Raw genomic sequence first — 26,269 nt, forward strand, 5'->3', positions numbered from 1 at the left:
AGGAGAGTATTCTATACATGATCAAATTGATTGCAATTGATTTAGATGGTACATTGTTGAAAAGCGATGGCAGTATTTCATTAGAAAACAAACAAGCGTTAAGAAGAGTAAAGGAAAAGGGCGTCAAAGTAGTCATTTGTACTGGGCGTCCCCTGCTCAGTGTAGCAGCTATTTTAGATGAAATGAATCTCAGAGAAGCTGGGGACTATGTCATCACTTATAACGGCGGTCTGGTGCAAAAAGCTGATACAGGAGAAATTTTGTCTCAAAAGTCTTTGTCAAAAGAACAGGCTATTGAGTTGTATGAGCTGAGCAAATCAATCAATTTGCCGTGCAACTTGTTGGACTTGGACAATATTTACGAAATGCCGGCTCCAAACGGGAGAGAGTCATGGTATAAGAAAACCAAACCGGCATTGCCTTTTGTGTATACGACATTAGAGGGACTTCCAGACGATATCCGGTTCAACAAAATTCTGTTTTGTTATGAAGAAAATGTTTTGGAGCAAGAAATCAAACATATTCCAACAGAGTTCTATGAAAAGTTCACGATCGTAAAATCACGTCCTATTTTGATTGAGATGATGAATAAAGAAGTGGATAAAGGCCGCGGAATAGAAGTGTTGTGTAATTTGCTTGGACTTACTGCGGACGAAGTGATGTCTTTTGGTGATGAAGCGAATGATCATGCTATGATCGAATACGCCGGAATGGGAATCGCTATGGGAAATGCAACACCTGCTTTGAAGGAAATTGCTCAATACGTTACAGATTCCAATGATAACCATGGCATTGCTCGGGCAGTAGAACGATTCATTTTGAATGAAGTACATTAAACAAAGTAAAAAAGGGGATGAAGATATGGGGTTATTTGACCGCATTAAACAAGCCTTTACCGGTGAAAAGAAAGAGACACCCGTCGAGCAATCTGAAACAACTGAAAAATATGAAAAAGGACTAGAGAAAACTCGGAAAACTTTTTCTAGTCGTATGAATGAATTGTTTGCGAACTTCCGTACGGTCGATGAAGACTTTTTTGAAGATCTGGAAGAAGTTTTGATCGAGTCGGATGTCGGGTTCGAAGTAACGATGGAAATCACAGAAGCATTACGCCAAGAAGTGAAACTGAAAAACGCCAAAAACAAAAATGATGTTCAGCAAGTAATCATTGAGAAAATGGTAGATATTTATGAAGAAAGCGAAAGTGGAGACCGTTCTATCCAACTGAATAAAGACGGACTGACGATCATTTTGTTTGTTGGAGTAAATGGAGTAGGAAAAACAACTACGATCGCTAAAATGGCTCACCAATACATTGATGAAGGCAAGAAAGTTGTTCTAGCCGCGGGAGATACGTTTAGAGCTGGAGCTATCGAACAATTGGAAGTTTGGGGAGAGCGTGTTGGAGCGACAGTTGTTTCTGGGAAAGCCGGTGGAGACCCTGCTTCAGTCGTGTTCGATGCTGTTAAACGTGCAAAAGATGAGAATGCTGATATCCTTATTGTAGATACTGCTGGTCGTTTGCAAAATAAGGTGAATTTGATGAAAGAGCTGGAAAAAATGAAACGAATTATTTCCAGAGAAGTTCCAGATGGACCGCATGAAGTGTTGCTGGTTCTTGATGCAACTACAGGTCAAAATGCCATGATCCAAGCTCGTCAGTTCAAAGAAACAACAGATGTCACTGGAATCGTGTTGACTAAACTAGACGGAACAGCTAAGGGTGGGATCGTCTTAGCGATTCGTAAAGAATTAGGCATACCGGTCAAGTACGTAGGACTTGGTGAAAGTATGGACGATTTAGAAGAGTTCAACCCAAATGAGTTTGTTTTCGGCTTATTCAGCGAATTGATTAAAGATACATTATAAAAATCTTTTTATCTAGATATTGCAGACGCTTCCAATGCTGGAGGCGTCATTTTTGTTGTGCTTTTTAATTTTTATCCAATAATCTTGAATATTGTTCCTATTTTCAAAATGTGCTATTATTCGATTCGTGGTCTGAAATCCTATGCGCTATAAGGTGGATGATTTCAGTAAAGCTGCAGTTAAAAATTTATAGGAGGAATTATTGTGAAAGACAAGATTTTTGAAACCTTGCAAAAAATGGGTAAAACATTTATGCTTCCAATTGCATTATTACCGATTGCTGGGTTACTTCTCGGTATAGGAGCTTCTTTTACCGGAGACGCATTTATTAATTTATATGATTTAGATTGGTTGTTAGGAAAAGGTACTGTTCTGTACAAAGTGTTGACGATCCTAAAAGATTGTGGACAAATCATTTTTGACAATCTGCCGCTATTATTTGCAGTAGCTGTTGCTCTTGGATTTGCTAAAGCTGCTAAAGAAGTTGCTGCTATTTCTGGAGTTGTAGCTTACTTTATGATGTATGCTGCTTTAACCAGTACAGTAGCCAACTTTGGTAACATGGAAGAATTATCTTCTATCCCAGGATTGATGAGCAGCTTCCTTGGGTTCGAAAACACTATGAATACAGGAGTTTTTGGCGGAATCATTATTGGTTCTATAGTAGCTTTCTTACATAATCGCTACTATAAGATCGACTTGCCGGATGCTTTATCTTTCTTTGCAGGTACACGTTTTGTACCAATCGTTTCGGCTTTAGGTGGTATCGTTGCTGGGGTAGCCTTAGCATTCCTATGGCCTTTTGCAGCTCAATTTATCGCATGGCTGGGTTCGTTGGTGGCTGATCTAGGATATGTAGGTACATTCTTATACGGATATATCTATCGTGCATTGATCCCGCTAGGATTGCACCATGTTTTCTACTTGCCATTCTGGCAAACGGCTTTGGGTGGTACTGCAGAGATTGCAGGACAAACCGTAGAAGGAGCGCAAAATATTCTTTTTGCTCAATTAGCAAATGGTCTGCCAGTTGGTGCGGATGCAGCTAAATTCTTCTCAGGGATGTTCCCGTTCATGATTTTTGGTTTCCCGGCGGCTGCTTTAGCGATGTATCATACAGCTAAACCAGAGCGCAAAAAAGATGTTAAAGGATTAATGACGTCATCTTCTTTAACTTCAGTATTTACAGGGATCACAGAACCGCTTGAGTTCTCATTCTTATTTGCTTCTCCATTATTATACTTTGGAGTACACTGTGTCCTGGCTGCATTTTCATTTGCACTCATGCATTTCTTAAATGTTGGAGTAGGATTGACATTCTCTGGTGGATTGATCGACTTCGTATTGTACGGAATTTTACCTGGACAATCTGTCACAAACTGGATACCAGTAGTTCTTGTGGGAATAGTCTATGCTTTAGTGTATTACTTTGTATTCCGTTTCTTCATCTTGAAGTTTGATTTAAAAACTCCAGGACGTGAAGATGACGTAGTAGAAACGAAATTATATACAAAAGCAGATTACCAAGCTAAAAAGCAAGGCGGAAAAGAAGAAGGTTCTTCCAATGAAGACAGCTTGTCGAAAGATATTGTTGAAGGACTAGGCGGTGCTAGTAACTTAGTGGATGTCGACAACTGTGCAACTCGTTTGCGAGTGACAGTGAAAGATGGCGGACTCGTTAATGAAAGTTTGTTGAAATCAACGGGAGCTGCAGGAGTCGTCCTTAAAGGAACGAATGCTCAAGTTATCTATGGACCAAAAGTTTCTAACATCAAATCTAATATTGATGAATATTTGAAAAAATAATCCAATACGATAAGGAAAAGACCTCGAGTCTTTTCCTTATTTTTATTTTTGTTTGTCCATACGAGTGAAAAGGGTTCTAGATTTGGAGAAAAAGTCCAGCTTCTATTGACTAAAAGAGGAAAAATAGGTAATCTAAAGTAGTGTGTAAAAGTAAAACACTTTACAGTAAGTACTAGGAGAGAGTCGATAATGGAATTAGAAAAAACAAATCAAATGAATTCTTTATTTGATTTTTATGGTGCTTTACTGACAGATAAACAACAAGAGTACATGCAATTGTATTATAGAGATGATTTTTCTCTTGGTGAAATAGCGGACGAATTCAATGTGAGCCGCCAAGCTATTTATGACAATATCAAGCGAACTGAAAAGATTCTTATTGAGTACGAAGAAAAATTGAACTTGTTTAAAAAATTCAGCGAAACTAATACTATTATTGATCAGTTGGAAGAATATGTGACTGCTCATTATCCAAAAGATATCGCATTGAAAGCTGAAATCGAAAAATTAAGACAAACAAATGATGAAGAGTAGGATAGGTGGAAAAATATGGCATTTGAAGGATTAACAGAAAGACTCCAAAATGCGATGACGAAATTGCGTCGTAAAGGTAAAGTATCTGAAGCTGACGTTAGAGAAATGATGCGAGAAGTTCGATTAGCTTTACTAGAGGCCGATGTCAACTTTAAAGTTGTCAAAGAGTTTGTAAATAAAGTAAGTGAACGTGCAATTGGAACGGAAGTTTTAGAAAGTTTGTCTCCAGGTCAACAAATTATCAAAATCGTAAATGATGAGCTGACAGAATTAATGGGTGGGGAAACTGCTACGATCAATTATTCTGTTAAACCACCAACAGTGGTAATGATGGTTGGTTTACAAGGAGCAGGTAAAACGACGACTGCTGGTAAGATTGCTAACTATGTCCGTAAAAACGACAACAAGCGTCCATTGCTGGTTGCAGCCGATATCTATCGCCCTGCAGCTATCCAACAGTTGCAAACTATCGGGAATCAATTGGACATGCCTGTTTTCACATTAGGCGACCAAGTAAGTCCGGTTGAGATCGCACAAAAAGGTATCGAAGAAGCTGTTAGAACGGGTCGCGATTTAGTCTTAATCGATACGGCTGGACGTTTGCACGTAGATGAAAACTTGATGACGGAATTGTCCGATATCAAAAAAATTACTGAACCTTCTGAGATTTTCTTGGTTGTGGACGCTATGACTGGGCAAGATGCAGTCAATGTTGCCAAGTCCTTTAATGAGCAATTAGACGTAACAGGGGTCGTTCTGACTAAATTAGATGGAGACACACGTGGTGGGGCGGCATTATCTATCCGTTCCGTTACAGGAAAACCAATCAAATTTGTTGGTCAAGGAGAAAAGCTTGACGCTTTAGAACCATTCCATCCAGATCGTATGGCAAATCGTATTTTAGGTATGGGGGATATGTTGACGCTGATCGAAAAAGCTCAACAAGACATTGATGAGAAAAAAGCAGAAGAAATGGCAGGAAAGCTCCGGGACAATACATTTGATTTTAATGATTTCATCGATCAAATGGACCAAGTCAGCAATATGGGACCTTTAGAAGATATTATCAAAATGATCCCAGGAATGAATAATATGCCTGGATTGGATCAATTGCAGATTGATCCAAAAGATACGGCTCGAATGAAAGCTATCGTTCTCTCTATGACACCTAAAGAAAGAGAAAACCCAGATATTATTTCTCAAAGCAGACGAAAAAGAATTGCTAAAGGGTCAGGACGTCCATTAGTAGAAGTCAATCGCTTGATCAAACAATTCAACGAGTCGAAAAAAATGATGAATAAAATGTCTAACGGCAATTTCCAAGGGATGGATAATTTATTTGGAAATGGCGTAAAAGGCAAATTAGGGAAGCTGGCAATGAACCAAATGGCCAGAAAAAACAAAAAGAAAAAGAAAAAAGTCGTTCGTAAAAAGAAAAAATAGAAAAAAACGCATAAAAAATGAAGTGTAAAGAAAAAACACTTTACAAGCATGGAAATAACTGATAAACTATCTTTTGTGAGATTGTTAATGGAGGTGTTAAAGTATGGCAGTAAAAATCCGTTTGAAACGCATGGGTTCTAAAAGAAAACCTTTTTATCGTATAGTAGTTGCTGATTCACGTTCTCCACGTGATGGCCGCTTCATCGAAGAAATTGGTTACTATAACCCAGTTGTTGAACCTGTTCAAGTAAAAATCGACGAAGAATCAGTTCTTAAATGGTTAAGCAATGGTGCTCAACCTTCAGATACTGTTCGTAATATCCTTTCTCGTGAAGGTATTATGCAAAAATTCCACGATTCTAAATACAGTAAATAAAAGGGATGTTTAATATGAGTGACATTAGTGAATTGATTCTTGCAATCGTTCATCCGCTTGTCAGTCATCCGGAGGAAGTCACTTTGGAGACTGATGAAACCGATGAATTTATTGAATACCATTTAAGCGTTCATGAAGAAGATATTGGGCGAGTGATCGGTAAAAAAGGTCGTGTAGCGAAAGCTATTCGAACGATTGTATACAGCGCAAAGGTTCAAGGACCTAAGCGTGTAAGATTGACCATTGTCGACAATTAATATCCATCATAAGACGAAGCCGTTTCTTTAGAGAAATGGTTTTTTCTTTTTTTTAACGATAAAAAGTAATCTAATGTAGACATCTTGATAATTCCTAGTAAAATAAGTCTGAGAGAACGATAAAAACGAATTAAATGAGGGAATCGAATGGAAAAATTATTCAATGTTGGAAAAATAGTGAATACACATGGTATCAAAGGTGAAGTTCGAGTGATATCAGTCACTGATTTTCCAGAACAAAGGTATAAAAAAGGTTCAGTGCTGATTTTAGAAAAAGAGAAATCAAAACCCATTGAGTTGGTAGTAGCTAGTCACCGAAAACATAAAAACTTTGATTTGCTGACGTTTGAAAATCACCCTACAATCGAATCTGTTGAGCAATATAGAGATGGTGTTTTGAAAATAACAGAAGACCAATTAACTGATTTGTCAGAGAATGAATTTTATCTGCACCAAATCATCGGCTTGATTGTAGTAGACGATACTGGTCGCGAAATCGGTAAGATCAAAGAAGTTTTACAGCCTGGAGCAAATGATGTATGGGTCATCCAAAGAAAAAAACAAAAAGATCTATTGATTCCGTATATTGAGGATTGCGTACTGAACGTCGACTTGGAGGAGAAAGTTGTGACGGTTCATCTTATGGAAGGGCTAGAAGATTTATGAAAATAGATGTTCTTACATTATTTCCTCGTATGTTTGAAGGTCCGATGTCAGAATCCATTATCGGAAAAGCTGTAGAAAAAAATCTGCTGTCGTTAGATGTTTTGAATTTCCGCGACTTCTCAGGAAACAAACATCAACACGTTGACGATTATCCATATGGCGGCGGAGCTGGAATGCTTTTGAAAGCTCAACCTATTTTCGATGCATTTGATCATCTTCAAGAGAAACACCCTGATACTAAAAAAAGAGTGATTTTGCTTGATCCAGCAGGTGAACCTTTTAATCAAAAGAAAGCTGAAGAACTAGCTGAAGCGGAGCATTTAGTTTTTATTTGCGGGCATTATGAAGGGTATGACGAACGTATCCGGACAATCGTGACAGATGAGGTCTCACTTGGGGATTATGTGCTGACAGGCGGGGAATTGGGCGCTATGGTGGTGATAGATGCTACAGTACGATTGTTGCCTGAGGTACTGGGCAATGAGGAATCAGCTGTAACAGATTCTTTCTCAACAGGTCTGTTGGAACATCCTCATTATACAAGACCTGCTTCTTATAGAGGCATGGATGTACCGGAAGTTCTATTGAGCGGGAACCATAAGCTTATTGAAGAGTGGCGAGAGAAAGAATCATTGAGACGGACTTTTGAAAGAAGACCAGATTTGTTGGATCATATGGAATTGACTAATCAACAAAAGAGCTGGCTGGAAGAATTCAAACAAAGCTGAGCTGCTATGAAATCAGCTCAATAAAGAAAAAATACTTTACAGGTATTCTATAATATGATAAAGTTATTTGGTGAGTGGGCAAACCACCGCTATTAACGATATTCCGCTGTATCCGAATGGAGATATACGAATATTTGTTGGAAGGAGAAAAAATTCATGAGTCAATTAATTGAAGCAATTACTAGCGAACAATTACGTAGTGATATTCCTAGTTTCCGTCCTGGAGATACAGTTCGTGTACACGCACGTATTGTTGAAGGGGAAAGAGAACGTATCCAGTTATTCGAAGGCGTAGTTATCAAACGTCGCGGTGCAGGAATCAGCGAAACTTATACTGTTCGTAAAATTTCTTACGGTGTTGGTGTTGAGCGTACATTCCCAGTACATTCTCCACGTGTTGCTAAACTTGAAGTTATTCGTCAAGGTAAAGTACGTCGTGCTAAATTGTACTACATCCGTAAATTACATGGTAAAGCTGCTCGTATCAAAGAAGCTCGCCGTTAATTCGAAAAGAAGAAAGTCTGAATCATCTGTCAAGATGATCAGGCTTTTTTTTTTATTCTATATATTCTGGATTATTTACGTTATAATAAAGGGAGCAAGAAATTTAAGTGAGGTAGGGGGAAATAACATTGTCAGAAACGATTGAAAACTTTGAGGTTTATTTAAAAGAAAAAAACATTCCATTAAAGAAAAGCCAATTGAAAAATGGTCAAATTTTATTTAATGGAAACTTTCGATTGACGAAAACAAGGGTATTGCCATTCGGGATAGTGTTTGACAGTAAAGAAGCTAAATCAATTGATTTTCAGATTACATACCACAAATTAGCATATGTAAAAGATTTTACTAAAAAAGCCGAGATCCTTGAATTGTTGAATGAATTGAATCAAGTGAAAGCGGGCTATTACAGTGTGGTTTTAGCAGGGGATGGAGAAATCTATTTAAAACAGCTGAGTCGTACGACAAGCGATGTTCTAGCAGCTTATGAGATGATGGTATTCGGTTCTACGATTGCTAAAGTAATTATTAAAGAAATAGAGAAAGTACTGGAACCAGCTGTAGAAGAAGAAAAATAAACATAAAAGGCAGGGATTACATGGCTCATCCAAAGAGTTTATTTCATGCAGAAGTAGTGAATGATCAAGCCTTGCAAGGGGAAGCCTTTGTGAAAAATGATGGATTAAGAGTAGCAATCTCTGATCCATTGAGTCCAGAACCTGGGACTAATCCTGAAGAACTACTAGGGCTGTCTTTAAGTACCTGTTTAAATGCCACTATCCAAGCCTTGTTGAAGGGCAGAGGCTTAAAACATAAAAGTCAAGTAGAAGTGCATATCGATTTGGTGCCAGAAGAAAAGGGCGGTTATTTCTTTGAAGTATTAGCGTTGGCTAAAATAGAAGGTCTGCCTTTTGATAAAGCTGACCGCATCGTCCAATCGGCAGAAAAACGATGTCCGGTAGCCAAGCTTCTACAAGGAAGCAAAACGGTAACTGTCAAAATAGTAGAATAAGCAGTGAAAACGAAATAGGCAATTGTCTGTTTCGTTTTTTTATGCACTGAAAAAACATACTTAACAGACTCTTATTGTAAAGCGGATACAATGAGACTTTTCTTAATGTCATTAAGTTTATCTTTCTTTCATATTAGTTTGTTGCTATTCTTGTCTAGAATTATCTTATGGAGGTGTTGTGGTGAAAAATTTTAAAACTCCCGTTGCATGGTGGGAATCGTTAAAAATTGTGATTGTATTGGTTTTTTCAGCGATAACAGGAGCGGTATCTTTCAACTTCTTCTTTATCCCAACGAATGTTTATGCATCTGGTTTGAATGGTTTCGCGCAATTATTTACGGGTATTACATCAGAATATTTGAATATACAACTTGAAACAGGATTGATCATTCTATTATTGAATATCCCGATCGCTATCTTAGGTTGGTTTAAAATAGGGAAAACATTTACTATGTTAAGTTTTATTTCTTCATTTCTAGTGTCTATCTTAATGGTTGTCTTGCCAGTCATTCAACTAACTCCTGATCCAATCATGAGTGCTTTGTTTGGTGGAGTGATTGGAGGAGCTGGAGTAGGTTTTGCATTGAAATATGGATTTTCAACGGGCGGTATGGACATTATTGCAATGGTCTTAGCTAAAACGACTGGTAGAACTATCGGAAACTTAATGATGGTTCTGAACGCTATCATTGCAATAACAGCAGGAGCTACTTTTGGATGGGAGTATTCTTTCTATACGATTTTATCCATTTATGCTTTTACCAAAGTGGTAGATACTATTCATACGAGTCACCAAAAAGTAACGGCAATGATCGTAACGACAGATCCGGATACCTTAGTAGAAGCTATCCATAAAGAATTAGTCAGAGGCGTTACAGTTTTACCGGCTACAGGCGGATACAGCAAAACGAACCGTGCTGTTTTAATGATCGTTGTTTCACGCTATGAAATCTACAGTTTAGAACAAGCTGTTAAGGAAGCTGATGCTGCAGCATTTGTCAACTTTATGCAAACGAATAAAGTAATGGGCGAATTTTTGAATAGCGAACAGCAGAAAGAGCGCAGAGCAAGCAGTGTATTTTAATCAATAAAAAAGCATTGGATCAATTTGATCCAATGCTTTTTTATTTTAGTCTAAACGGAAATATTTTTCCAAATAAAGTGCCAAACCATCATCATGATTGGAAAAGTCTGTCACGTCATCCGCAATCGACTTTAATTCATCGATTCCATTATGCATCACGACACCATGTCCAGCATACTGGATCATTTCGTAGTCATTGTTTTCATCTCCGAAAGCCAATATATCTTTTTGGTGAACTCCATAAACTTGTGCAATACGTTCCACACCCATGGCTTTTTGCACGCCAGCAGCAACTACTTCTAAACAAGGCGTTAGACCTCCCCAAGTTCTCACTTCAACTGCATCACCATAGCGATGGATGATTTTGTCTGTGATGACTTGCTGATTTTCTTTGCCTGTAAAAATACTGATAGCTGTTGGTTCTTCTTTCAAAGAGTCTTCTGAAAGTTTGAAAGACATACTTTTTCCGGTAGCAAAAAAGTCCTCATAAGGAATAAAATCGTCGTCTACATAAACAGAGTCGCGCAATTCAGCTGCAATCAGCTGGATATCCATATCTTTGCGCAACGAGAGCATATCAATAGCGATTTCTCTATTAAGTGTTTTATGGTATTGAGACTCCCAAGCTAATTCAGCAGGCTTGTGGCACAATGCGCCGTTAAAGTTTACAATCGGTGTATCCAATTGCAATTCTGCATAGTATTGACGACTGCTGCGGTAAGGTCTTCCAGTAGCTATTGAGACGATGTGTCCTTCTTTTTTTAAACGAGTCAAGACATCACGAGTTTTTTGAGAAATTTGTGACTGATTGTTTAAGGTAGTTCCATCTAAGTCAAGAGCGATTAGCTTTCTATTCATCTGTATCCTCCAACGTTTTTATGCTAAACTATAAAAAAAGTAGTTAAACATACACTACCATAAAATCACTGAGAAAAAAATAACTATTAAGAGGTGTCGATTTGATTTCCATTAAAAATGTAATCGTTAAAGGCTTGCCTTTGTTAGAAATAGTTTCACAGGAGCATTTTTCTGAAACGCTGCCAACTGTATTTTTCTATCACGGATGGACGAGTTCAAAAGAAAGTTCCATGGTGAACGGCTACGAGTTGGCTAAGCAAGGATTTCGTGCGTTATTGCCTGAAGCTTATTTACATGGAGAGCGAAAAACTAGTACTTCATCTCCTGAAAACATGGAATTTTGGGATGTTATTCTACATAATTTGAATGAAATCACTGTCTTGAAAGATTATTATGTAGAACAAGGACTAACAGATCCAGAAAAAATAGGGGTAGCTGGACTTTCTATGGGAGGTATTACAACTAATGCAATGTTGACACAATTTCCTTGGATCAAAGCTGCAAGTGTTTTGATGGGAACTCCTTCACCAATCGCTTTTTCGAAATGGCTTCTAAATGCACCATGGGCAGAGGGGTTAGACATTCAATTGACGGAGCAGCAAGTAAATGAAGCTATGGAACCTTTAAAGCATATTTCATTGGATCTGCAACCTGAAAAAATCAATGGACGTCCTATTTATGTATGGCACGGAACAAAGGATGAGTTAGTTCCTTATTCTTTGACAAAAAAATTCATTCAAATGATACAAGATAAACCTTACGCTGAAAATGTCCAATTTGAAACGACTGTCGGTGGAATCCATAAAGTTCCTTATGCAATATCTGTTGAGATGGCCAAGTTCTTTAAAGATAAATTGTAAAAAATCTATGGTTAGTCAACACTAAGAAATAGAGAGGAATGTGAATTATGTCTGAAGATGTGTCTTTATGGACTGAAGAAGAAAGAATCGAAATCAGTCAGCGGATTATGGCTGCGTTAGAGCAAGTGATTGATCCGGAATTGGGGATTGATATTGTTAATTTAGGATTAGTCTACGGTGTGGAATTGTTGGAACAGGGACATTGTGTGGTCAAGATGACGCTGACAACAATGGGGTGCCCGTTAGCAGATGTTATCACAGAAGAAATCATGAGAGCCCTCAAAAGTGTACCGGAAGTTCAAACGAGCGAAGTGAAACTAGTCTGGTACCCGGCTTGGGATACTTCTAAAATGTCTCGATATGCCAGAATCGCATTAGGCATCAGATAAGAGGACAAAAAAAATCAAGAGAATCAAAGTCCTTTGAATTTTTATTTGATCAATAAATGAATTAAGTGTAAATAAAAAAAGAGGCCCGAAAAAGCGGTCCTCTTTTTTTGATAGAAAATTTAATTTATCTGAATCACAACCTTGCCAGGAATGGACTCGTTTTCGCTCACATCGTGTGCTTCTCGTAAGCCTTCTTGAGTAAAAGGGAATGTTTTCCCGATAACAGGTTTTAATTTGTTTTCTGTAATGAGTTTTGCTAAGTCTTCCATTCGTTCTCCAGTCGGTTCTAAGAAGAAGTAGCCTGTATGAATTTCTTTCTCAGCTGCTTTTTCTTTATCTGGAGGAGCTACGATTGAAACCAAAGTGCCGCCTTTTTTAAGGACAGTGTAGCTTTTTTCTTGGATTTCTCTGCCTTGGGTATCCAGCACGAAATCAAAGTCAGATAACACTTGTTCAAAATCTTCTTTTTGATAATTGATGAATTCATCAACACCAAGTGATCTCACAAGGTCTTCGTTCTTTCCACTGGCTGTAGCTGCTACATAAGCTCCGAAGTATTTGGCAATTTGAACTGCCAGATGACCTACGCCGCCTGATCCTCCATGGATCAACACACGGTCACCTTCTTTTATTTTGCCGAGCTCAACTAATGCCACCCAAGCTGTTTGACCCGTAAGCGGAACAGCGGCGGCTTCTTCGAAAGAAATATTGTCAGGCAGTTGGCTGACTAGATGCTCCTCTACGGCTGTATATTCTGCATACGTACCTCTAGGTGTAGTGGCTGGACGAGCCATCACTTTATCGCCTACAGAAAAGGCAATCACATTTTTACCTACTTTTTTTATGATTCCGGCTGCGTCCCAGCCTAAAATAATCGGAAAATCATAAGGCAGTATCTCTTTTAAATAACCTGCTCTCATTTTCCAATCGATTGGATTAATCGAAGTAGCTTTCAATTCAATCAACACTTGATCATCGCCTATTTCTGGAACAGGCAGTTCTTTTTCTACCAGCTGTTCTGATCCGCCGTATTGATTAATGACTATTGCTTTCATTTCAACACCCTTTCATTTATGGTTAACTTAAAATCTTGTATCTTGTACCAAGTATATAGAGAGAAGTGAAAAGTTGAAAATAATTTGTTTGATGCAAATATTTGCCATTTTTAATGAATGGAGTAAAATAAAAATAGTAAATGTGATGTAAAAGGAGCGGTGATTTTATGGAAATAGACAAATTAACCAGCACGATGCAACAAGCTCTAGGTGAAGCTCAACAAATCGCTATAACAAGACAACACCAAGAGATAGATATCGTTCATCTATGGAAAATATTTTTAACACCCAACCATTTTGCTAGAAATATTTATGAACAAGTAGGCGTAGATACAAATCAATTTGAGTTTCAAATTGATCAAGAGTTAAACAGGTTACCAGTTGTACAAGGGAATAGTGTTCAATATGGTCAAACTATGAGTCAAAATCTTTATCGTTTGCTGACTGAAGCCGGAACTATCAGCGATTCTCTTCAAGACGAATACATTTCAACTGAAGTGACTCTATTAGCACTAATGAAGATGAAGAATTATGTCTTAACGAAAAACTTGCTGGCACAGGGATTAACTGAAAAACAATTGCGCGAGAAGGTTATGGAATTAAGAGGAGGAGAGAGAGTGACATCTCAAAACCAAGAAGAAAATTATGAAGCACTAAACAAGTATGGAATAGACTTGGTTGAAGCAGTAAAAAGCGGTAAGCAAGATCCAATTATCGGCAGGGATGAAGAAATACGAAATGTCATCCGTATTTTATCTCGAAAGACCAAAAATAATCCTGTGTTGATCGGAGAACCAGGTGTAGGTAAAACAGCTATTGTTGAAGGGCTTGCTCAACGTATTGTACGGAATGATGTCCCAGAGAATTTAAAAGACAAAACGATTTTTTCGCTGGACATGGGTGCTTTGATTGCCGGAGCAAAATATCGAGGTGAATTCGAAGAACGGTTAAAAGCAGTATTAAAAGAAGTGAAAAAAAGCGATGGACAAATTATCTTGTTCATTGATGAAATTCATACGATTGTAGGAGCAGGTAAAACAGAAGGAAGCATGGATGCAGGAAACCTTTTGAAACCCATGCTGGCACGCGGAGAGTTGCATTGTATCGGTGCTACCACTCTAGATGAGTACCGCAAATATATGGAAACTGATAAAGCTTTAGAACGCCGATTCCAAAAAGTATTGGTAAATGAACCAACTGTAGAAGATACGATCAGTATTTTAAGAGGATTAAAAGAACGTTTTGAAATTTATCACAGTGTAAACATTCAGGATAATGCCTTAGTAGCTGCTGCTACATTGTCTAATCGGTACATCACTGATCGATTCTTACCAGATAAAGCAATTGATTTAGTGGATGAGGCTTGCGCAACTATCCGAGTGGAAATGAATTCCATGCCTACAGAATTGGATCAAGTTAGAAGACGATTGATGCAGTTAGAAATCGAAGAAGCCGCGCTGAAAAAAGAAGAAGACGAAGGCAGCCGACGCCGGTTAGATTTGATTCAAGAAGAGCTGGCTGATTTAAAAGAAGAAGCGCATCAATTGCAATTGAAATGGGAGACTGAAAAAAATCAAGTTTCTCAGTTGAGAGATAAAAGAGAACACCTTGACCGATTGCGTCATGAACTGGAAGAGGCTGAAAACCAATACGATTTAGAAAGAGCAGCTATTTTACGTCATGGTGAGATACCTGCTTTAGAAAAAGAGTTGGCTGAAGCGGAAGCTGATCAAATAAAAACCAATGCTGATGTGATTCGATTAGTGCAAGAATCCGTTACTGAAGAAGAAATTGCTATAGTAGTTGGAAGACAAACTGGGATTCCGGTTAGCCGATTGGTAAAAGGGGAAAGAGAAAAACTGCTGCAACTGGCTGAGAACATGAAAGCTAGAGTAATCGGGCAAGATGAGGCAGTCGACAGTGTGACTGATGCTGTGATTCGGGCACGTGCTGGTATTCAAAATCCGAATAAGCCCTTAGGTTCCTTTATGTTTTTAGGACCAACAGGTGTAGGTAAAACGGAGTTAGCAAAAACGCTGGCTGAAAACTTATTTGATTCACAAGATCATATGGTTCGTATCGATATGAGTGAGTATATGGAAAAACATACGGTATCCAGATTAGTAGGAGCGCCTCCTGGCTATGTAGGGTATGATGAAGGCGGCCAATTGACAGAAGCTGTCAGAAGAAGCCCTTATACAATCATTTTATTGGATGAAATTGAAAAAGCGCATCCCGATGTCTTCAATATATTACTGCAAGTGTTGGATGATGGGCGATTGACAGATTCTAAAGGACGCGTTGTAGACTTTAAGAATACCGTATTAATCATGACCAGCAATATCGGATCAAATCTATTATTAGATGGAACCGGTGAAGATGGTGAAATTTCACAGCAAACAAAAGATCAAGTTTTCGGTCTGTTGAGAGCAAACTTCAAACCTGAATTTTTAAACCGTATCGATGATACAATTTTATTTGCTCCTTTAAACTTTGGAGTGGTGAAGAAAATCGTCTTGAAAATGACCAAAGATTTAGAAAAACGATTAGAGCAACAAGAAATCGGTTTGGAGGTTACTGAAAAGGCTCAGGCTTGGATAGCGGACAAAGCATATGATCCTGCTTACGGGGCTCGACCGCTGCAACGCTATATAACGAAAGAGGTTGAAACACCTATTGCCAGATTGATTATTGAAGGTAAGTTATACCCTGGATTAAAAGCCGTTTTGACGGTTATTGCAGATCAGTTGACCATTGAAGTAGTGACTAAAGAAGAAGAATAAAAAACAAGCCGGACTCAGTTCCGGCTTGTTTTTTTTATACTGTTTTTTATGATCGTTGTTCGTCTTGATGAGGTTTAGAAACTGTACTAGCCAACAAGATGACTATAAATCCGCTTAGTAGACCAGTTACTGTGGCTGTCGTAAAAGAATAACTTCCACCCGTTAACGAACTACCGATATAGTTAACGACTTGTCCTAAACAAAATCCCCAAAACAAGGTTGTAATATACTTCATGGGATCAACACCTTCTTTCTATCAACCTCATTTTACCACTTTATTTTCAGAATGAAAGAGAAAGCCGATATATTAGTGAGAATTTGCGGTTTAGATACTATTCAGAGTATAATAGAGGAGTATGAAATTATACTGTGTATCCTTATTTTCGTTAAAACAGAATAAAAAATAGGATAAAATAAAAATAAATAACTTCATCAGATTGATGAAAAAGGAGGTCTAAAAAGTGTCATTTGTGCCATTACAAGTTAAAAGTGCGTATTCCTTACTTCAAAGTACTTTATCAGTAGAAGGATTAGTGTCAGCAGCAAAAAAAAGAAGCTATCAAGCATTAGCTTTGACGGATCACAATGTCCTTTATGGTGCCGTTGATTTCTACAAATTGTGCTTAAAACACCAATTAAAACCCATCATTGGATTGACTTTGCAAATGAAAGGTATCGTGGAGACTGAAAGTTCATTTCCTTTAGTCTTGCTGGCTGAAACAAACCAAGGCTACCAGCACCTAGTAAAGTTATCCACTAAAAAAATGATGGAGCCGGAAACCTTATTTTCTCCTAACGATCTAACACCATATTCACAAGGTTTGATTGGCTTTACGCCAGGGATAACAGGAGAAGTAGAACAATTTTTATTAAATGGAAAAATAGAACAAGCTAAAAAAACAGTAGCTGCTTACAAAAAGATATTCTCTCAAAATCACTTTTATCTTGGGATTCAGCTGCATGAAGAATTGATGCCGATAAAAGATACTCTTTTGCAAGTAGCAAAAGAGGAGGATGTAAAGGTAACAGCTTCAACCGATGTACAGTACTTAAACGAGGAAGACGCCTTCAGTTTGGAAGTTTTAAAAGCTATTGATAAAGGTGAGCAATTAGAAGAGCATCAAAAGGTTTTGTCTGGTACGCGTCATCTAAGTGAACCTGATCGAGTGGAAAAAAAGTTTATTGATGCAGGGTTGATTGAAGCTGTTCACCAGACAAAAAGTATTGCAGATCGTATAAGTATAGAAATTCCTTTACAACAAAGATTGCTGCCCAAATACCCAATCCAAACATCCGATACTACTTCAGCATTTTTAAAACAATTGTGTTTAGATGGTTTGAAGAAAAGAGTGTCCGACCCTGATGAAAGATATTTAAAAAGACTAGACCATGAATTGACAGTGATTCAGAAAATGGGTTTTGAAGATTATTTTTTGATCGTTTGGGATGTTATGGCGTACGCTCATCGCTCTAAAATCGTCACCGGTGCTGGCCGAGGATCTGCGGCTGGTTCATTGGTGTCGTATGTTTTAGAAATAACAGATGTAGATCCGATAGAATACAATTTGCTTTTTGAACGTTTCTTAAATGAGGAACGATACACTATGCCGGATATCGACTTGGATTTCCCAGATAATCGAAGAGAAGAAGTGTTGCAGTATGTAAAAGAAAAATACGGTAAAGAGCATGTTGCACAGATTATAACCTTTGGAACACTGGCTGCTAAAATGGCTTTACGAGATACTGCACGTGTTTTTGGATTGAAACAGGAAGAATCAAATGAATGGTCAAAAGCGATCCCTAACCAATTAGGGATCACTTTAGAAGCAGCCTACGAACAGTCTTCCGCCTTACAGCATCTGGTCAAACAGTCGGAACGAAACCAACTGATTTTCAAAACTGCCAGAAATATTGAAGGTTTGCCAAGACATGCTTCCACTCATGCAGCCGGAGTAGTCATCAGCGACCAAAAACTGAGCAGTATCATTCCTATTCAATCAGGGAGCGGTTCAATCGCACTGACTCAATACGCTATGGGAAACGTGGAAGAAATCGGTTTGTTAAAAATGGATTTTTTAGGGTTGAAGAATTTAACGATTCTAGGAGATGCTTTAAAAACGATTGAGTACGATACCGGCAAGCAAATTCGCCTGCAAGATATTCCGATGGATGATAAAGAAACTCTGGAACTTTTCCAGAAAGCAGACACAGTAGGGATTTTCCAATTTGAATCCAATGGGATAAAGAATGTTTTGCGCAAGCTGCACCCTGAATCTTTAGAAGACATCGCAGCTGTGAATGCTTTATACCGCCCGGGCCCTATGGAACAGATTGATGTGTTCATTAAGCGTAAAAAAGGCGAAGTCGCGATGGAATACCCTCATGAAAGTTTAAAAGGCATCTTAAAGGTCACATATGGTGTCATGGTGTATCAAGAACAAGTCATGCAAGTGGCGTCTAAAATGGCAGGATACTCATTAGGGCAAGCTGATATACTCAGAAGAGCCATTGGGAAAAAGAAAAAAGAACTGATCGATGCGGAAAGAATCCATTTTACGGCAGGTGCTGCAGGCAAAGGGTATCAAGAACAGGATGCAAGACAAGTTTATGACTATATCGAGCGTTTTGCGAATTACGGATTCAACCGATCTCATTCAATCGCTTATTCTTTTATCGGGTACCAGATGGCGTACATCAAAGTCCATTATCCGCAAGCTTTTTATATTGCTTTGTTAAACTCTGCTTTGCATAATGCCAATAAAATAAAAGAGTACTTATTAGAAGCTAAGAAAAAGAAAATCGATGTTTATCACCCAGATATCAACGCCAGTTACGGTCGGTTTACGAAAAAAGAGTCTGGCATCTTATTCGGTCTCAGTTCAATAAAAGGATTGAGAAGAGACTATGTAGCTGAAATTATCCAAAACAGAAAAACAAAAGGGGTCTATAAAGACTTCATTGATTTTTTAAGACGAATGGATACAAAATGGGTGAAAGAAGACTATATTTTGCCATTGATCTATGTTGGTGCTTTCGATGGATTCCGGTACACCAGAGGAACGTTGATCAACTCTTTGGAAAGTATTTTAACAAGTGTGAAATTCAGCGGTAATAACATCGGCTTATTCGACGTTTTGCAGCCAAAATATGAAGAAGCCCCCGATCTGAGTCCTCAAGAAAAGTTAGAGGCAGAAAACACTTACTTAGGTGTGTACCTATCAGGTCACCCTGCTGAAAAGTACGAGGAGATCCTAAAAAGAAAACAAGGCATCTATATTAAAGATGCTGTTGAAAATCAAAAAGTCCGGCTGATCGGGCAAGTGAAAGACGTCAAAAAAATCACTACAAAAAAAGGCGAGCCAATGGCGTTTATGACAGTCAGCGACACTACTGGAGATATTTCATTGACCTTGTTCCCGACAGTGTACCGCAAATACATTCAGACTGTTGTCCAAAACAAAGTTCTTTATGTAGAAGGGAAAACAGAAGTAAGACCAGGTCAAGGTCTGCAAGTTTTAGTATCTCATCTCAAAGAAGCGACAGAAATAGAGGAAGAGAAGAAAGTCAAAAAATGTTTTGTCCGTATTGAAAAACAATATGAGGATGGCGAAACTTTAAATCGACTGAAACAACTCTTTACAGAACACTCAGGCTCTATTCCTGTGATTTTGTACTATATGAGAACGAATAAAAAACTAGGACTCCAAGAAGCGTTTTGGGTCAATGAATCGTCTGATTTGATGAAATCAGTTGAAGAATTGCTAGGAAAAGGGAATATAATCATAGACTGAAATTAAAGTTCTCTAAAATTTATGAAATATCTTGAAAGAAAAGCAGAATTCATAAGACAATTTATATTAAAAATGGTAGAATGTCTTTGTTGAACTAATTTATGGGTAACTTATTATCACATTGTTTGTTCATAATCATCTTTATGTATATATTTTATCAACTATAACTTTTATGAGGTGAAAATGGAATATGAAACGTATCGCTGTTTTAACAAGCGGGGGAGATGCTCCTGGAATGAACGCAGCTATTAGAGCTGTTGTTCGAAAAGCTCTTTATGAAGGAATGGAAGTTTTTGGTATCAACTATGGTTACGCTGGATTGGTAGCTGGGGATATACGTCAATTACACCATAACGATGTAGGAGATATGATTTCAAGAGGGGGTACTTTCCTTTATTCAGCACGTTATCCTGAATTTGCAACTGAAGAGGGGCAATTGAAAGGTATCGAACAATTGAAGAAATTTGGAATCGAAGGATTAGTAGTTATCGGAGGAGACGGCTCTTACAGAGGAGCTTTAGCTTTAACAAAACATGGCTACCCAACTATCGGACTTCCTGGGACTATTGACAACGATATTCCTGGAACTGATTTTTGTATCGGTTTTGATACAGCAATCAATACTGTATTAGACTCTTTAGACAAAATACGTGATACAGCTACAAGTCACGTTCGTACATTTATCGTTGAAGTTATGGGACGTAATGCAGGAGACATTGCTTTATGGGCTGGTGTGTCTGGCGGAGCAGAACAAATCATTATTCCTGAAAAAGAATTTGATATGGCAGAAGTAGCGGTTAAAATTACTGAAGGCCGTGAAAAAGGTAAAAAACATACCATTATCATTCTTGCTGAAGGTGTAATGAACGGAAACAAATTTGCAGAAGAATTATACAAATTCGGAGATTATCACGCACGCGTTACTGTTTTAGGTCACGTGCAACGTGGTGGATCACCAACTGCTAGAGATCGTGTTTTAGCTAGTCAATTTGGTGCAAGAGCAGTTGACTACTTGAAAGAAGGTAAGGGCGGATTGTGCCTTGGTATAGTGAATAATGAAATCATCGCTTCTGATATCATTACTACATTAGAAGAAGGAACACATAGACCAAACGTAGCCTTATACAAATTGAATCAAGAAATTTCTAACTAAAGATTTTTCAAAAAAATGGATTTCCTTCATTTTCTACGGTAAGATAGTGGAGGAGATCGTATTATTGTGTGTAAAATATAAAAGTTAAACCAAAATGTTAGGAGTTTTGAAGAATGAAAAAGACAAAAATTGTATGTACCATTGGGCCAGCAAGTGAGTCAGTGGAAACTTTAGTAAAAATGATCGACGCAGGAATGAATGTTGCTCGTTTAAATTTCTCACATGGTGATTTCGAAGAGCATGGTGCTCGTATCAAAAATATCCGTGAAGCTTCAAAAATTACTGGGAAAATGGTCGCTATCTTATTAGATACTAAAGGTCCTGAAATTCGTACTCACAACATGAAAGATGGTAAAATCCAATTTACTTCAGGAGATGTAGTACGAGTAGCGATGAATGAAGTTGAAGGAACAAAAGAAAAATTCTCTGTTTCTTATTCTAACTTGATCAATGACGTACATCCTGGATCTCACATTTTATTAGATGATGGTTTAATTGATTTATTGGTTACTGATTTAGATATGGAAAACCAAGAAATCGTAACAACTGTTCAAAACTCAGGAACATTAAAAAATAAAAAAGGTGTAAACGTTCCGGGAGTATCTGTTAACCTTCCAGGAATCACTGACAAAGATGCTGCTGATATCCGTTTTGGTCTACAAAACGATGTTGACTATATTGCAGCAAGTTTTGTTCGTCGTGCATCTGACGTTTTAGAAATCACACAAATCTTAGAAGAAGAAAACATGACTCATGTCCAAATCATTCCTAAGATTGAAAACCAAGAGGGCGTAGACAACATTGATGAGATTTTAAAAGTTTCAGATGGTTTAATGGTTGCTCGTGGAGACCTTGGGGTAGAAATTCCTACAGAAGAAGTTCCTATCGCTCAAAAAGACTTGATCAAAAAGTGTAACAAATTAGGTAAACCGGTTATCACGGCTACTCAAATGTTGGATTCAATGCAAAGTAATCCTCGTCCAACACGTGCAGAAGCAAGTGACGTTGCCAATGCTATCTTTGATGGAACAGACGCAATCATGTTATCAGGTGAAACAGCTGCTGGCGATTACCCAGTAGAAGCTGTTCAAACGATGGCTCGTATTGCTATGCGTACTGAAGAAGCTTTAGTGAACCAAGATTCATTCACATTAAGAGCTTACGATCAAGGTGATATGACAGAAGCTATTGGACAATCAGTTGGACATACTGCTCGTAACTTAAACATTGATACGATCGTAGCTGCAACTGAATCTGGACATACAGCAAGAATGATCTCTAAATACCGTCCTAAATCGACTATCGTGGCTGTTACTTTCTCTGAAAGAACTATGCGCGGTCTAGCGTTATCATGGGGTGTATACCCAACTGTTTCTGAAAAACCAGAATCTACAGATGACATGTTCAACCTAGCTACTGGCATTGCTCAAGAAAAAGGCTATGCTAAAGAAGGCGATTTGATCATCATTACTGCTGGTGTTCCAGTTGGAGAACGTGGAACAACGAACTTGATGAAAATCCAAATGATCGGTTCAAAATTGATCAGCGGCCAAGGTATCGGCAGCGAATCAATTATCGGAAAAGCTGTAGTAGCGACAAACGCTCAAGAAGCTAACGTGAAAAGTGTAGAAGGTTGTGTTTTAGTAACGAAAACTACTGACAAAGACTACTTGCCTGCAATCGAAAAAGCTGCGGCTATCATCGTTGAAGAAGGCGGTATGACTAGTCATGCAGCAGTTATCGGAATTGCTATGGGAATTCCTGTAATTGTTGGAGCAGAAAATGCTACTAGCACTATCTCAGATGATGAATTAATCACAGTAGATTCTCGTCGTGGTATTGTTTACCGCGGAGCAACTGCTGCAATCTAATTTTAAATTTAAAATAAAGAAAACTCTCAGAGACTATTTCTGAGAGTTTTCTTCGTATAAAAGACTATTTCACATAATAAAATTATGGTAAACTAAGTAATGACGAAAAAAGTATTTAAAGGAGTGCAGAAAAATGAATCAATCACTAGGAACTGTTATTACAGGTATCGTAACAGATATCAATGAAAAAGCGTATTTCATTCAAAAAAATGGGGTAACTTACGAATTGCCTAAGAGTGACACGATGGATTATAAACTTGGAGATGCAGTAGAAGGGTTCGCTTATATAGGTCAAGACAAATCGCTGAAAATGACACAAGATATTCCAAGAATCCAAGTAGGAGATTACGCTTTAAGCAAAGTAATCGATGTCCGAAGAGATTTAGGAGTGTTTGTTGATATTGGATTGCCGGATAAAGAGATTGTTGTTTCTTTAGATGAATTGCCAACTGAAAAATCATTGTGGCCTAAAAAAGGTGACCAATTGATGGTAACTATTCGAGTGGACGAAAAGGATCGTATGTGGGGACAATTAGCTAGCGAAGAATTTTTTGAAGATATCGCCAAAAAAGCGCCTGAAGATCTTGTTAATAAAGACATTAAAGGTATTGCTTATCGTTTGAAAATTGTTGGAACATATGTATTAACAGATGGTCAACATCTAGGATTCATCCACCCATCGCAGCGAGATATAGAACCTAGATTAGGGGAAGAAATATCTGGTCGTGTCATTGGTATTGGGCAAGAAGGAACAGTGAATATTTCATTAAGACCTAGAGCACATGAAGCAATCCCAGACGATGCAGCGATGTTGCTGGCTATTTTAGAACGTTCTAAAAACGGCAGCTTTCCTTATACAGATAAAAGTTCTCCTGAGGAAATCAAAACGTATTTTGGAATCAGTAAAGGGCAATTCAAACGGGCTTTAGGGAATTTGCTGAAACAGCGTAAAGTGGTTCAAGTGGATGGGGAAACACGTTTAGTAGAATCACCAAATCAAGAAAACAAGTAAGCTTCTGTATTGAAAAAGAGCCATTAAAGAGCCGTTTGACATAGATAGGAGCGGGTTTTGAATGAAAGAAGATTTAGAAGAGTATATTCGCTACTTGCAAATTGAACGCGGACTGGCGGATAATACCATTGAAAGTTACAAAAGAGATTTAAATCAGTACTTGGTTTATTTGGAAAAAAATGAGCTGCGGGATTGGGTGAAAATCGATCGCTACACCATTTTATCGTTCATGCAAGAGTTGAAAGAAACAAAGAAATCATCTGCGACGGTTATTCGAATGGTCTCTAGTCTAAGAAAGTTTCATCAATATTTAAAACAAGAACAACGATCAAGTGTAGATCCTATGTTGCATATCGATACGCCGAAAAAAGCACAACATTTGCCAAAGGTGTTGTCGATGACTGAAGTCGAGAAATTGATTGAAACACCGAACACTAATGAAATACTCGGATTAAGAGACAGAGCAATATTAGAAGTCATGTATGCTACTGGTTTGCGGGTAACTGAGTTGACGGAATTGAAGATGGATGACCTGCATTTATCATTAGGTTTGATCCAAACCATCGGAAAAGGCGACAAAGAGCGCATTATTCCAATTGGAGACTTAGCCATCAAATGGATCGAGAATTATTTGAAATACAGCCGGAATAAACTAGAAAAGCCAAGTAAAAGAAGCCCTTATCTATTTTTGAATCACCATGGCAGAAAGCTGACACGCCAAGGAATATGGAAAAATTTAGGTGCTTTAGTCAAAAAAGCTGGTATTGAAAAAGAAGTAACTCCACATACTTTGCGGCATTCATTTGCTACTCATTTATTAGAAAATGGAGCCGATCTGCGAGTGGTACAGGAGTTGTTAGGACATTCAGATATCTCGACTACTCAGATATACACGCATATTACCAAACAGCGAATGGCAAAGGTTTACAAAACTTACCATCCAAGAGCGTAAAGGCAATAAATCTCTCGATATTTTAGTTGTTTTCTACTATAATTATAGTGTTAGTAAAAATGATAAGGAGGAATAATTTTGGGCTATAAACGAGTGCATTTGATAGTAATGGATTCAGTGGGTATTGGCGAGGCTCCAGATGCGGAAAAATTTAACGATGTTGGGAGCGACACGCTAGGTCATATTGCTGAAGAGGCGGGATTAACTATTCCTCATTTAGAAAAATTAGGATTGGGAAATATCCGTTCTTTAAAAGGTGTAAACAACGTATCTGATCATTTAGGGTACTACACGAAATTGGAAGAAGTTTCTGTAGGAAAAGATACGATGACAGGTCACTGGGAAATTATGGGGTTGAATATCCAATCTCCTTTTAGAGTTTTTCCTGATGGATTTCCAGATGAATTGATCCAAAAAATCGAACAACATACTGGACGTAAAATCGTAGGAAACAAACCTGCGAGCGGTACAGGTATTATCGATGAGTATGGAGAACATCAAATGAAAACAGGAGATTTGATTGTTTATACATCAGCAGATCCGGTACTACAAATTGCTGCTCACGAAGAAATTATTCCTTTAGAAGAATTATACAGCATTTGTGAGTATGTAAGAGAAATCACTTTAGATGACCCTTATATGATAGGAAGAATCATTGCTCGTCCTTACTTAGGAGAACCAGGCAACTTTACTCGAACATCTAATCGACATGACTATGCTCTTGATCCATTTGGAAAAACGGTTTTGGATTCTTTAAAAGAAGCTGGAAAAGACGTTATTGCTATTGGGAAGATCAATGATATTTATAATGGACAAGGATTAACAGAATCTGTCCGTACTAAAAGCAATATGGATGGCGTTGACCAACTATTAAAAGTAATGGACAAAGACTTCAATGGATTAAGTTTCTTGAATTTAGTAGATTTTGACGCTTTATACGGTCATCGTCGTGATGTAAAAGGATACGCTGAAGCGATAGAAGACTTTGATCAACGAATTGAAGAAATCCTAAGCAAGCTGCAAGAAGATGATCTGCTGTTGATTACTGCAGACCATGGAAACGACCCTACAGCTCCTGGTACAGATCACACACGTGAATATGTGCCGCTGTTAGCTTATTCTCCTTCTATGAAACAGAATGGTGAATTGAAGCAAGGTCATTTTGCAGATATCGGAACAACGATCGCAGATATTTTTGACGTTCCAAATACCGGTTTCGGAGAAAGTTTTTTAGATCAATTAAAATAAAACTTATTTCAGGAGGAAAAC

At 38.0% G+C, this 26,269-nt stretch carries 25 protein-coding genes; 22 read left to right on the plus strand and 3 right to left on the minus strand.

Features of this window, described 5'->3' with window-relative positions; genetic code table 11:
* Positions 1 to 17: 17 nt before the first annotated feature.
* From ACE025_RS10010 to ACE025_RS10070, 13 genes are all read left to right on the plus strand, one after another.
* Positions 18 to 836: a Cof-type HAD-IIB family hydrolase gene (locus ACE025_RS10010; protein ID WP_485939530.1), complete on the plus strand. Its 819-nt coding sequence runs from the start codon at positions 18 to 20 to the stop codon at positions 834 to 836.
* A 25-nt stretch (positions 837 to 861) separates the two neighbouring features.
* Positions 862 to 1,869 carry a signal recognition particle-docking protein FtsY gene (ftsY, locus tag ACE025_RS10015; protein WP_485940095.1) on the plus strand — a complete coding sequence of 336 codons (1,008 nt, stop codon included), beginning with the start codon at positions 862 to 864 and terminating at the stop codon, positions 1,867 to 1,869.
* Positions 1,870 to 2,073: 204 nt separating this feature from the next.
* The gene (locus ACE025_RS10020; protein ID WP_485939531.1) at positions 2,074 to 3,675 is read left to right on the plus strand and encodes a PTS transporter subunit EIIC; all 1,602 of its coding nucleotides are present in this window, start codon (positions 2,074 to 2,076) and stop codon (positions 3,673 to 3,675) included.
* Between the two features lie 189 nt (positions 3,676 to 3,864).
* The gene (locus tag ACE025_RS10025) at positions 3,865 to 4,209 is read left to right on the plus strand and encodes a putative DNA-binding protein (protein WP_485939532.1); all 345 of its coding nucleotides are present in this window, start codon (positions 3,865 to 3,867) and stop codon (positions 4,207 to 4,209) included.
* A gap of 15 nt (positions 4,210 to 4,224) precedes the next feature.
* Positions 4,225 to 5,652, plus strand: a complete 1,428-nt coding sequence (ffh, locus tag ACE025_RS10030; RefSeq protein WP_485939533.1) for a signal recognition particle protein — start codon at positions 4,225 to 4,227, stop codon at positions 5,650 to 5,652.
* A gap of 103 nt (positions 5,653 to 5,755) precedes the next feature.
* On the plus strand, positions 5,756 to 6,028 hold the full coding sequence (gene rpsP / locus ACE025_RS10035) for a 30S ribosomal protein S16 (protein WP_485939534.1): 273 nt from the start codon (positions 5,756 to 5,758) through the stop codon (positions 6,026 to 6,028).
* Positions 6,029 to 6,042: 14 nt separating this feature from the next.
* Complete coding sequence (locus ACE025_RS10040; protein WP_485939535.1) at positions 6,043 to 6,285, plus strand: KH domain-containing protein; 243 nt, start codon at positions 6,043 to 6,045, stop codon at positions 6,283 to 6,285.
* Between the two features lie 147 nt (positions 6,286 to 6,432).
* Positions 6,433 to 6,951: a ribosome maturation factor RimM gene (gene rimM, locus ACE025_RS10045; RefSeq protein WP_485939536.1), complete on the plus strand. Its 519-nt coding sequence runs from the start codon at positions 6,433 to 6,435 to the stop codon at positions 6,949 to 6,951.
* A complete protein-coding gene (trmD, locus tag ACE025_RS10050; RefSeq protein WP_485939537.1) occupies positions 6,948 to 7,679 on the plus strand; it encodes a tRNA (guanosine(37)-N1)-methyltransferase TrmD in 732 nt (243 codons plus the stop codon). The genes rimM and trmD overlap by 4 nt, the downstream gene beginning before the upstream one ends.
* Positions 7,680 to 7,835: 156 nt before the next feature.
* Entirely contained in the window at positions 7,836 to 8,183 is a 348-nt protein-coding gene (gene rplS / locus ACE025_RS10055) for a 50S ribosomal protein L19 (protein WP_092480138.1), read from the plus strand.
* A 128-nt stretch (positions 8,184 to 8,311) separates the two neighbouring features.
* The gene (locus tag ACE025_RS10060) at positions 8,312 to 8,758 is read left to right on the plus strand and encodes a hypothetical protein (RefSeq protein ID WP_485939538.1); all 447 of its coding nucleotides are present in this window, start codon (positions 8,312 to 8,314) and stop codon (positions 8,756 to 8,758) included.
* Between the two features lie 20 nt (positions 8,759 to 8,778).
* On the plus strand, positions 8,779 to 9,192 hold the full coding sequence (locus ACE025_RS10065) for an OsmC family protein (RefSeq protein WP_485939539.1): 414 nt from the start codon (positions 8,779 to 8,781) through the stop codon (positions 9,190 to 9,192).
* Positions 9,193 to 9,373: 181 nt separating this feature from the next.
* Positions 9,374 to 10,276 carry a YitT family protein gene (locus tag ACE025_RS10070; protein WP_485939540.1) on the plus strand — a complete coding sequence of 301 codons (903 nt, stop codon included), beginning with the start codon at positions 9,374 to 9,376 and terminating at the stop codon, positions 10,274 to 10,276.
* Between the two features lie 45 nt (positions 10,277 to 10,321).
* Here the strand turns inward: ACE025_RS10070 and ACE025_RS10075 are convergent, their stop codons facing one another.
* Positions 10,322 to 11,134 carry a Cof-type HAD-IIB family hydrolase gene (locus tag ACE025_RS10075; RefSeq protein ID WP_485939541.1) on the minus strand — a complete coding sequence of 271 codons (813 nt, stop codon included), beginning with the start codon at positions 11,132 to 11,134 and terminating at the stop codon, positions 10,322 to 10,324.
* A 101-nt stretch (positions 11,135 to 11,235) separates the two neighbouring features.
* On the opposite strand from ACE025_RS10075, the gene ACE025_RS10080 reads away from it, so the two are divergent.
* Complete coding sequence (locus ACE025_RS10080) at positions 11,236 to 11,994, plus strand: prolyl oligopeptidase family serine peptidase (RefSeq protein WP_485939542.1); 759 nt, start codon at positions 11,236 to 11,238, stop codon at positions 11,992 to 11,994.
* 47 nt (positions 11,995 to 12,041) lie between these two features.
* Complete coding sequence (locus ACE025_RS10085) at positions 12,042 to 12,383, plus strand: metal-sulfur cluster assembly factor (protein ID WP_485939543.1); 342 nt, start codon at positions 12,042 to 12,044, stop codon at positions 12,381 to 12,383.
* 119 nt (positions 12,384 to 12,502) lie between these two features.
* On the opposite strand, the gene ACE025_RS10090 is transcribed toward ACE025_RS10085, so the two are convergent.
* The gene (locus ACE025_RS10090; RefSeq protein ID WP_485939544.1) at positions 12,503 to 13,438 is read right to left on the minus strand and encodes an NADP-dependent oxidoreductase; all 936 of its coding nucleotides are present in this window, start codon (positions 13,436 to 13,438) and stop codon (positions 12,503 to 12,505) included.
* Between the two features lie 167 nt (positions 13,439 to 13,605).
* On the opposite strand from ACE025_RS10090, the gene clpB reads away from it, so the two are divergent.
* Positions 13,606 to 16,221, plus strand: coding sequence for an ATP-dependent chaperone ClpB (gene clpB / locus ACE025_RS10095; RefSeq protein WP_485939545.1), 2,616 nt, complete (start codon positions 13,606 to 13,608; stop codon positions 16,219 to 16,221).
* A gap of 46 nt (positions 16,222 to 16,267) precedes the next feature.
* Here the strand turns inward: clpB and ACE025_RS10100 are convergent, their stop codons facing one another.
* Entirely contained in the window at positions 16,268 to 16,456 is a 189-nt protein-coding gene (locus ACE025_RS10100) for a YjzD family protein (protein WP_485939546.1), read from the minus strand.
* 226 nt (positions 16,457 to 16,682) lie between these two features.
* Between ACE025_RS10100 and dnaE the strand changes: the two genes are divergently transcribed.
* From dnaE to deoB, 6 genes are all read left to right on the plus strand, one after another.
* A complete protein-coding gene (gene dnaE, locus ACE025_RS10105) occupies positions 16,683 to 20,012 on the plus strand; it encodes a DNA polymerase III subunit alpha (protein WP_485939547.1) in 3,330 nt (1,109 codons plus the stop codon).
* 190 nt (positions 20,013 to 20,202) lie between these two features.
* Positions 20,203 to 21,165, plus strand: a complete 963-nt coding sequence (pfkA, locus tag ACE025_RS10110) for a 6-phosphofructokinase (protein WP_485939548.1) — start codon at positions 20,203 to 20,205, stop codon at positions 21,163 to 21,165.
* 113 nt (positions 21,166 to 21,278) lie between these two features.
* Positions 21,279 to 23,036, plus strand: coding sequence for a pyruvate kinase (gene pyk / locus ACE025_RS10115; RefSeq protein WP_485939549.1), 1,758 nt, complete (start codon positions 21,279 to 21,281; stop codon positions 23,034 to 23,036).
* Between the two features lie 133 nt (positions 23,037 to 23,169).
* Entirely contained in the window at positions 23,170 to 24,048 is an 879-nt protein-coding gene (locus ACE025_RS10120; protein ID WP_485939550.1) for a CvfB family protein, read from the plus strand.
* A 61-nt stretch (positions 24,049 to 24,109) separates the two neighbouring features.
* Positions 24,110 to 25,000: a site-specific tyrosine recombinase XerD gene (gene xerD / locus ACE025_RS10125; RefSeq protein ID WP_485939551.1), complete on the plus strand. Its 891-nt coding sequence runs from the start codon at positions 24,110 to 24,112 to the stop codon at positions 24,998 to 25,000.
* A 78-nt stretch (positions 25,001 to 25,078) separates the two neighbouring features.
* Positions 25,079 to 26,248: a phosphopentomutase gene (gene deoB / locus ACE025_RS10130; RefSeq protein WP_485939552.1), complete on the plus strand. Its 1,170-nt coding sequence runs from the start codon at positions 25,079 to 25,081 to the stop codon at positions 26,246 to 26,248.
* Positions 26,249 to 26,269: the final 21 nt, after the last annotated feature.

The sequence above is a fragment of the Desemzia sp. AGC72 genome (assembly GCF_057334175.1).

Coding starts and splice junctions, on each gene's coding strand:
- ACE025_RS10010 (WP_485939530.1), top strand. CDS start 18: ATGATCAAATTGATTGCAATTGATTTAGATGGTACATTGTTGAAAAGC.
- ftsY (WP_485940095.1), top strand. CDS start 862: ATGGGGTTATTTGACCGCATTAAACAAGCCTTTACCGGTGAAAAGAAA.
- ACE025_RS10025 (WP_485939532.1), top strand. CDS start 3,865: ATGGAATTAGAAAAAACAAATCAAATGAATTCTTTATTTGATTTTTAT.
- ffh (WP_485939533.1), top strand. CDS start 4,225: ATGGCATTTGAAGGATTAACAGAAAGACTCCAAAATGCGATGACGAAA.
- rpsP (WP_485939534.1), top strand. CDS start 5,756: ATGGCAGTAAAAATCCGTTTGAAACGCATGGGTTCTAAAAGAAAACCT.
- ACE025_RS10040 (WP_485939535.1), top strand. CDS start 6,043: ATGAGTGACATTAGTGAATTGATTCTTGCAATCGTTCATCCGCTTGTC.
- rimM (WP_485939536.1), top strand. CDS start 6,433: ATGGAAAAATTATTCAATGTTGGAAAAATAGTGAATACACATGGTATC.
- trmD (WP_485939537.1), top strand. CDS start 6,948: ATGAAAATAGATGTTCTTACATTATTTCCTCGTATGTTTGAAGGTCCG.
- rplS (WP_092480138.1), top strand. CDS start 7,836: ATGAGTCAATTAATTGAAGCAATTACTAGCGAACAATTACGTAGTGAT.
- ACE025_RS10065 (WP_485939539.1), top strand. CDS start 8,779: ATGGCTCATCCAAAGAGTTTATTTCATGCAGAAGTAGTGAATGATCAA.
- ACE025_RS10075 (WP_485939541.1), bottom strand. CDS start 11,134: ATGAATAGAAAGCTAATCGCTCTTGACTTAGATGGAACTACCTTAAAC.
- ACE025_RS10085 (WP_485939543.1), top strand. CDS start 12,042: ATGTCTGAAGATGTGTCTTTATGGACTGAAGAAGAAAGAATCGAAATC.
- ACE025_RS10090 (WP_485939544.1), bottom strand. CDS start 13,438: ATGAAAGCAATAGTCATTAATCAATACGGCGGATCAGAACAGCTGGTA.
- clpB (WP_485939545.1), top strand. CDS start 13,606: ATGGAAATAGACAAATTAACCAGCACGATGCAACAAGCTCTAGGTGAA.
- ACE025_RS10100 (WP_485939546.1), bottom strand. CDS start 16,456: ATGAAGTATATTACAACCTTGTTTTGGGGATTTTGTTTAGGACAAGTC.
- pfkA (WP_485939548.1), top strand. CDS start 20,203: ATGAAACGTATCGCTGTTTTAACAAGCGGGGGAGATGCTCCTGGAATG.
- pyk (WP_485939549.1), top strand. CDS start 21,279: ATGAAAAAGACAAAAATTGTATGTACCATTGGGCCAGCAAGTGAGTCA.
- ACE025_RS10120 (WP_485939550.1), top strand. CDS start 23,170: ATGAATCAATCACTAGGAACTGTTATTACAGGTATCGTAACAGATATC.
- xerD (WP_485939551.1), top strand. CDS start 24,110: ATGAAAGAAGATTTAGAAGAGTATATTCGCTACTTGCAAATTGAACGC.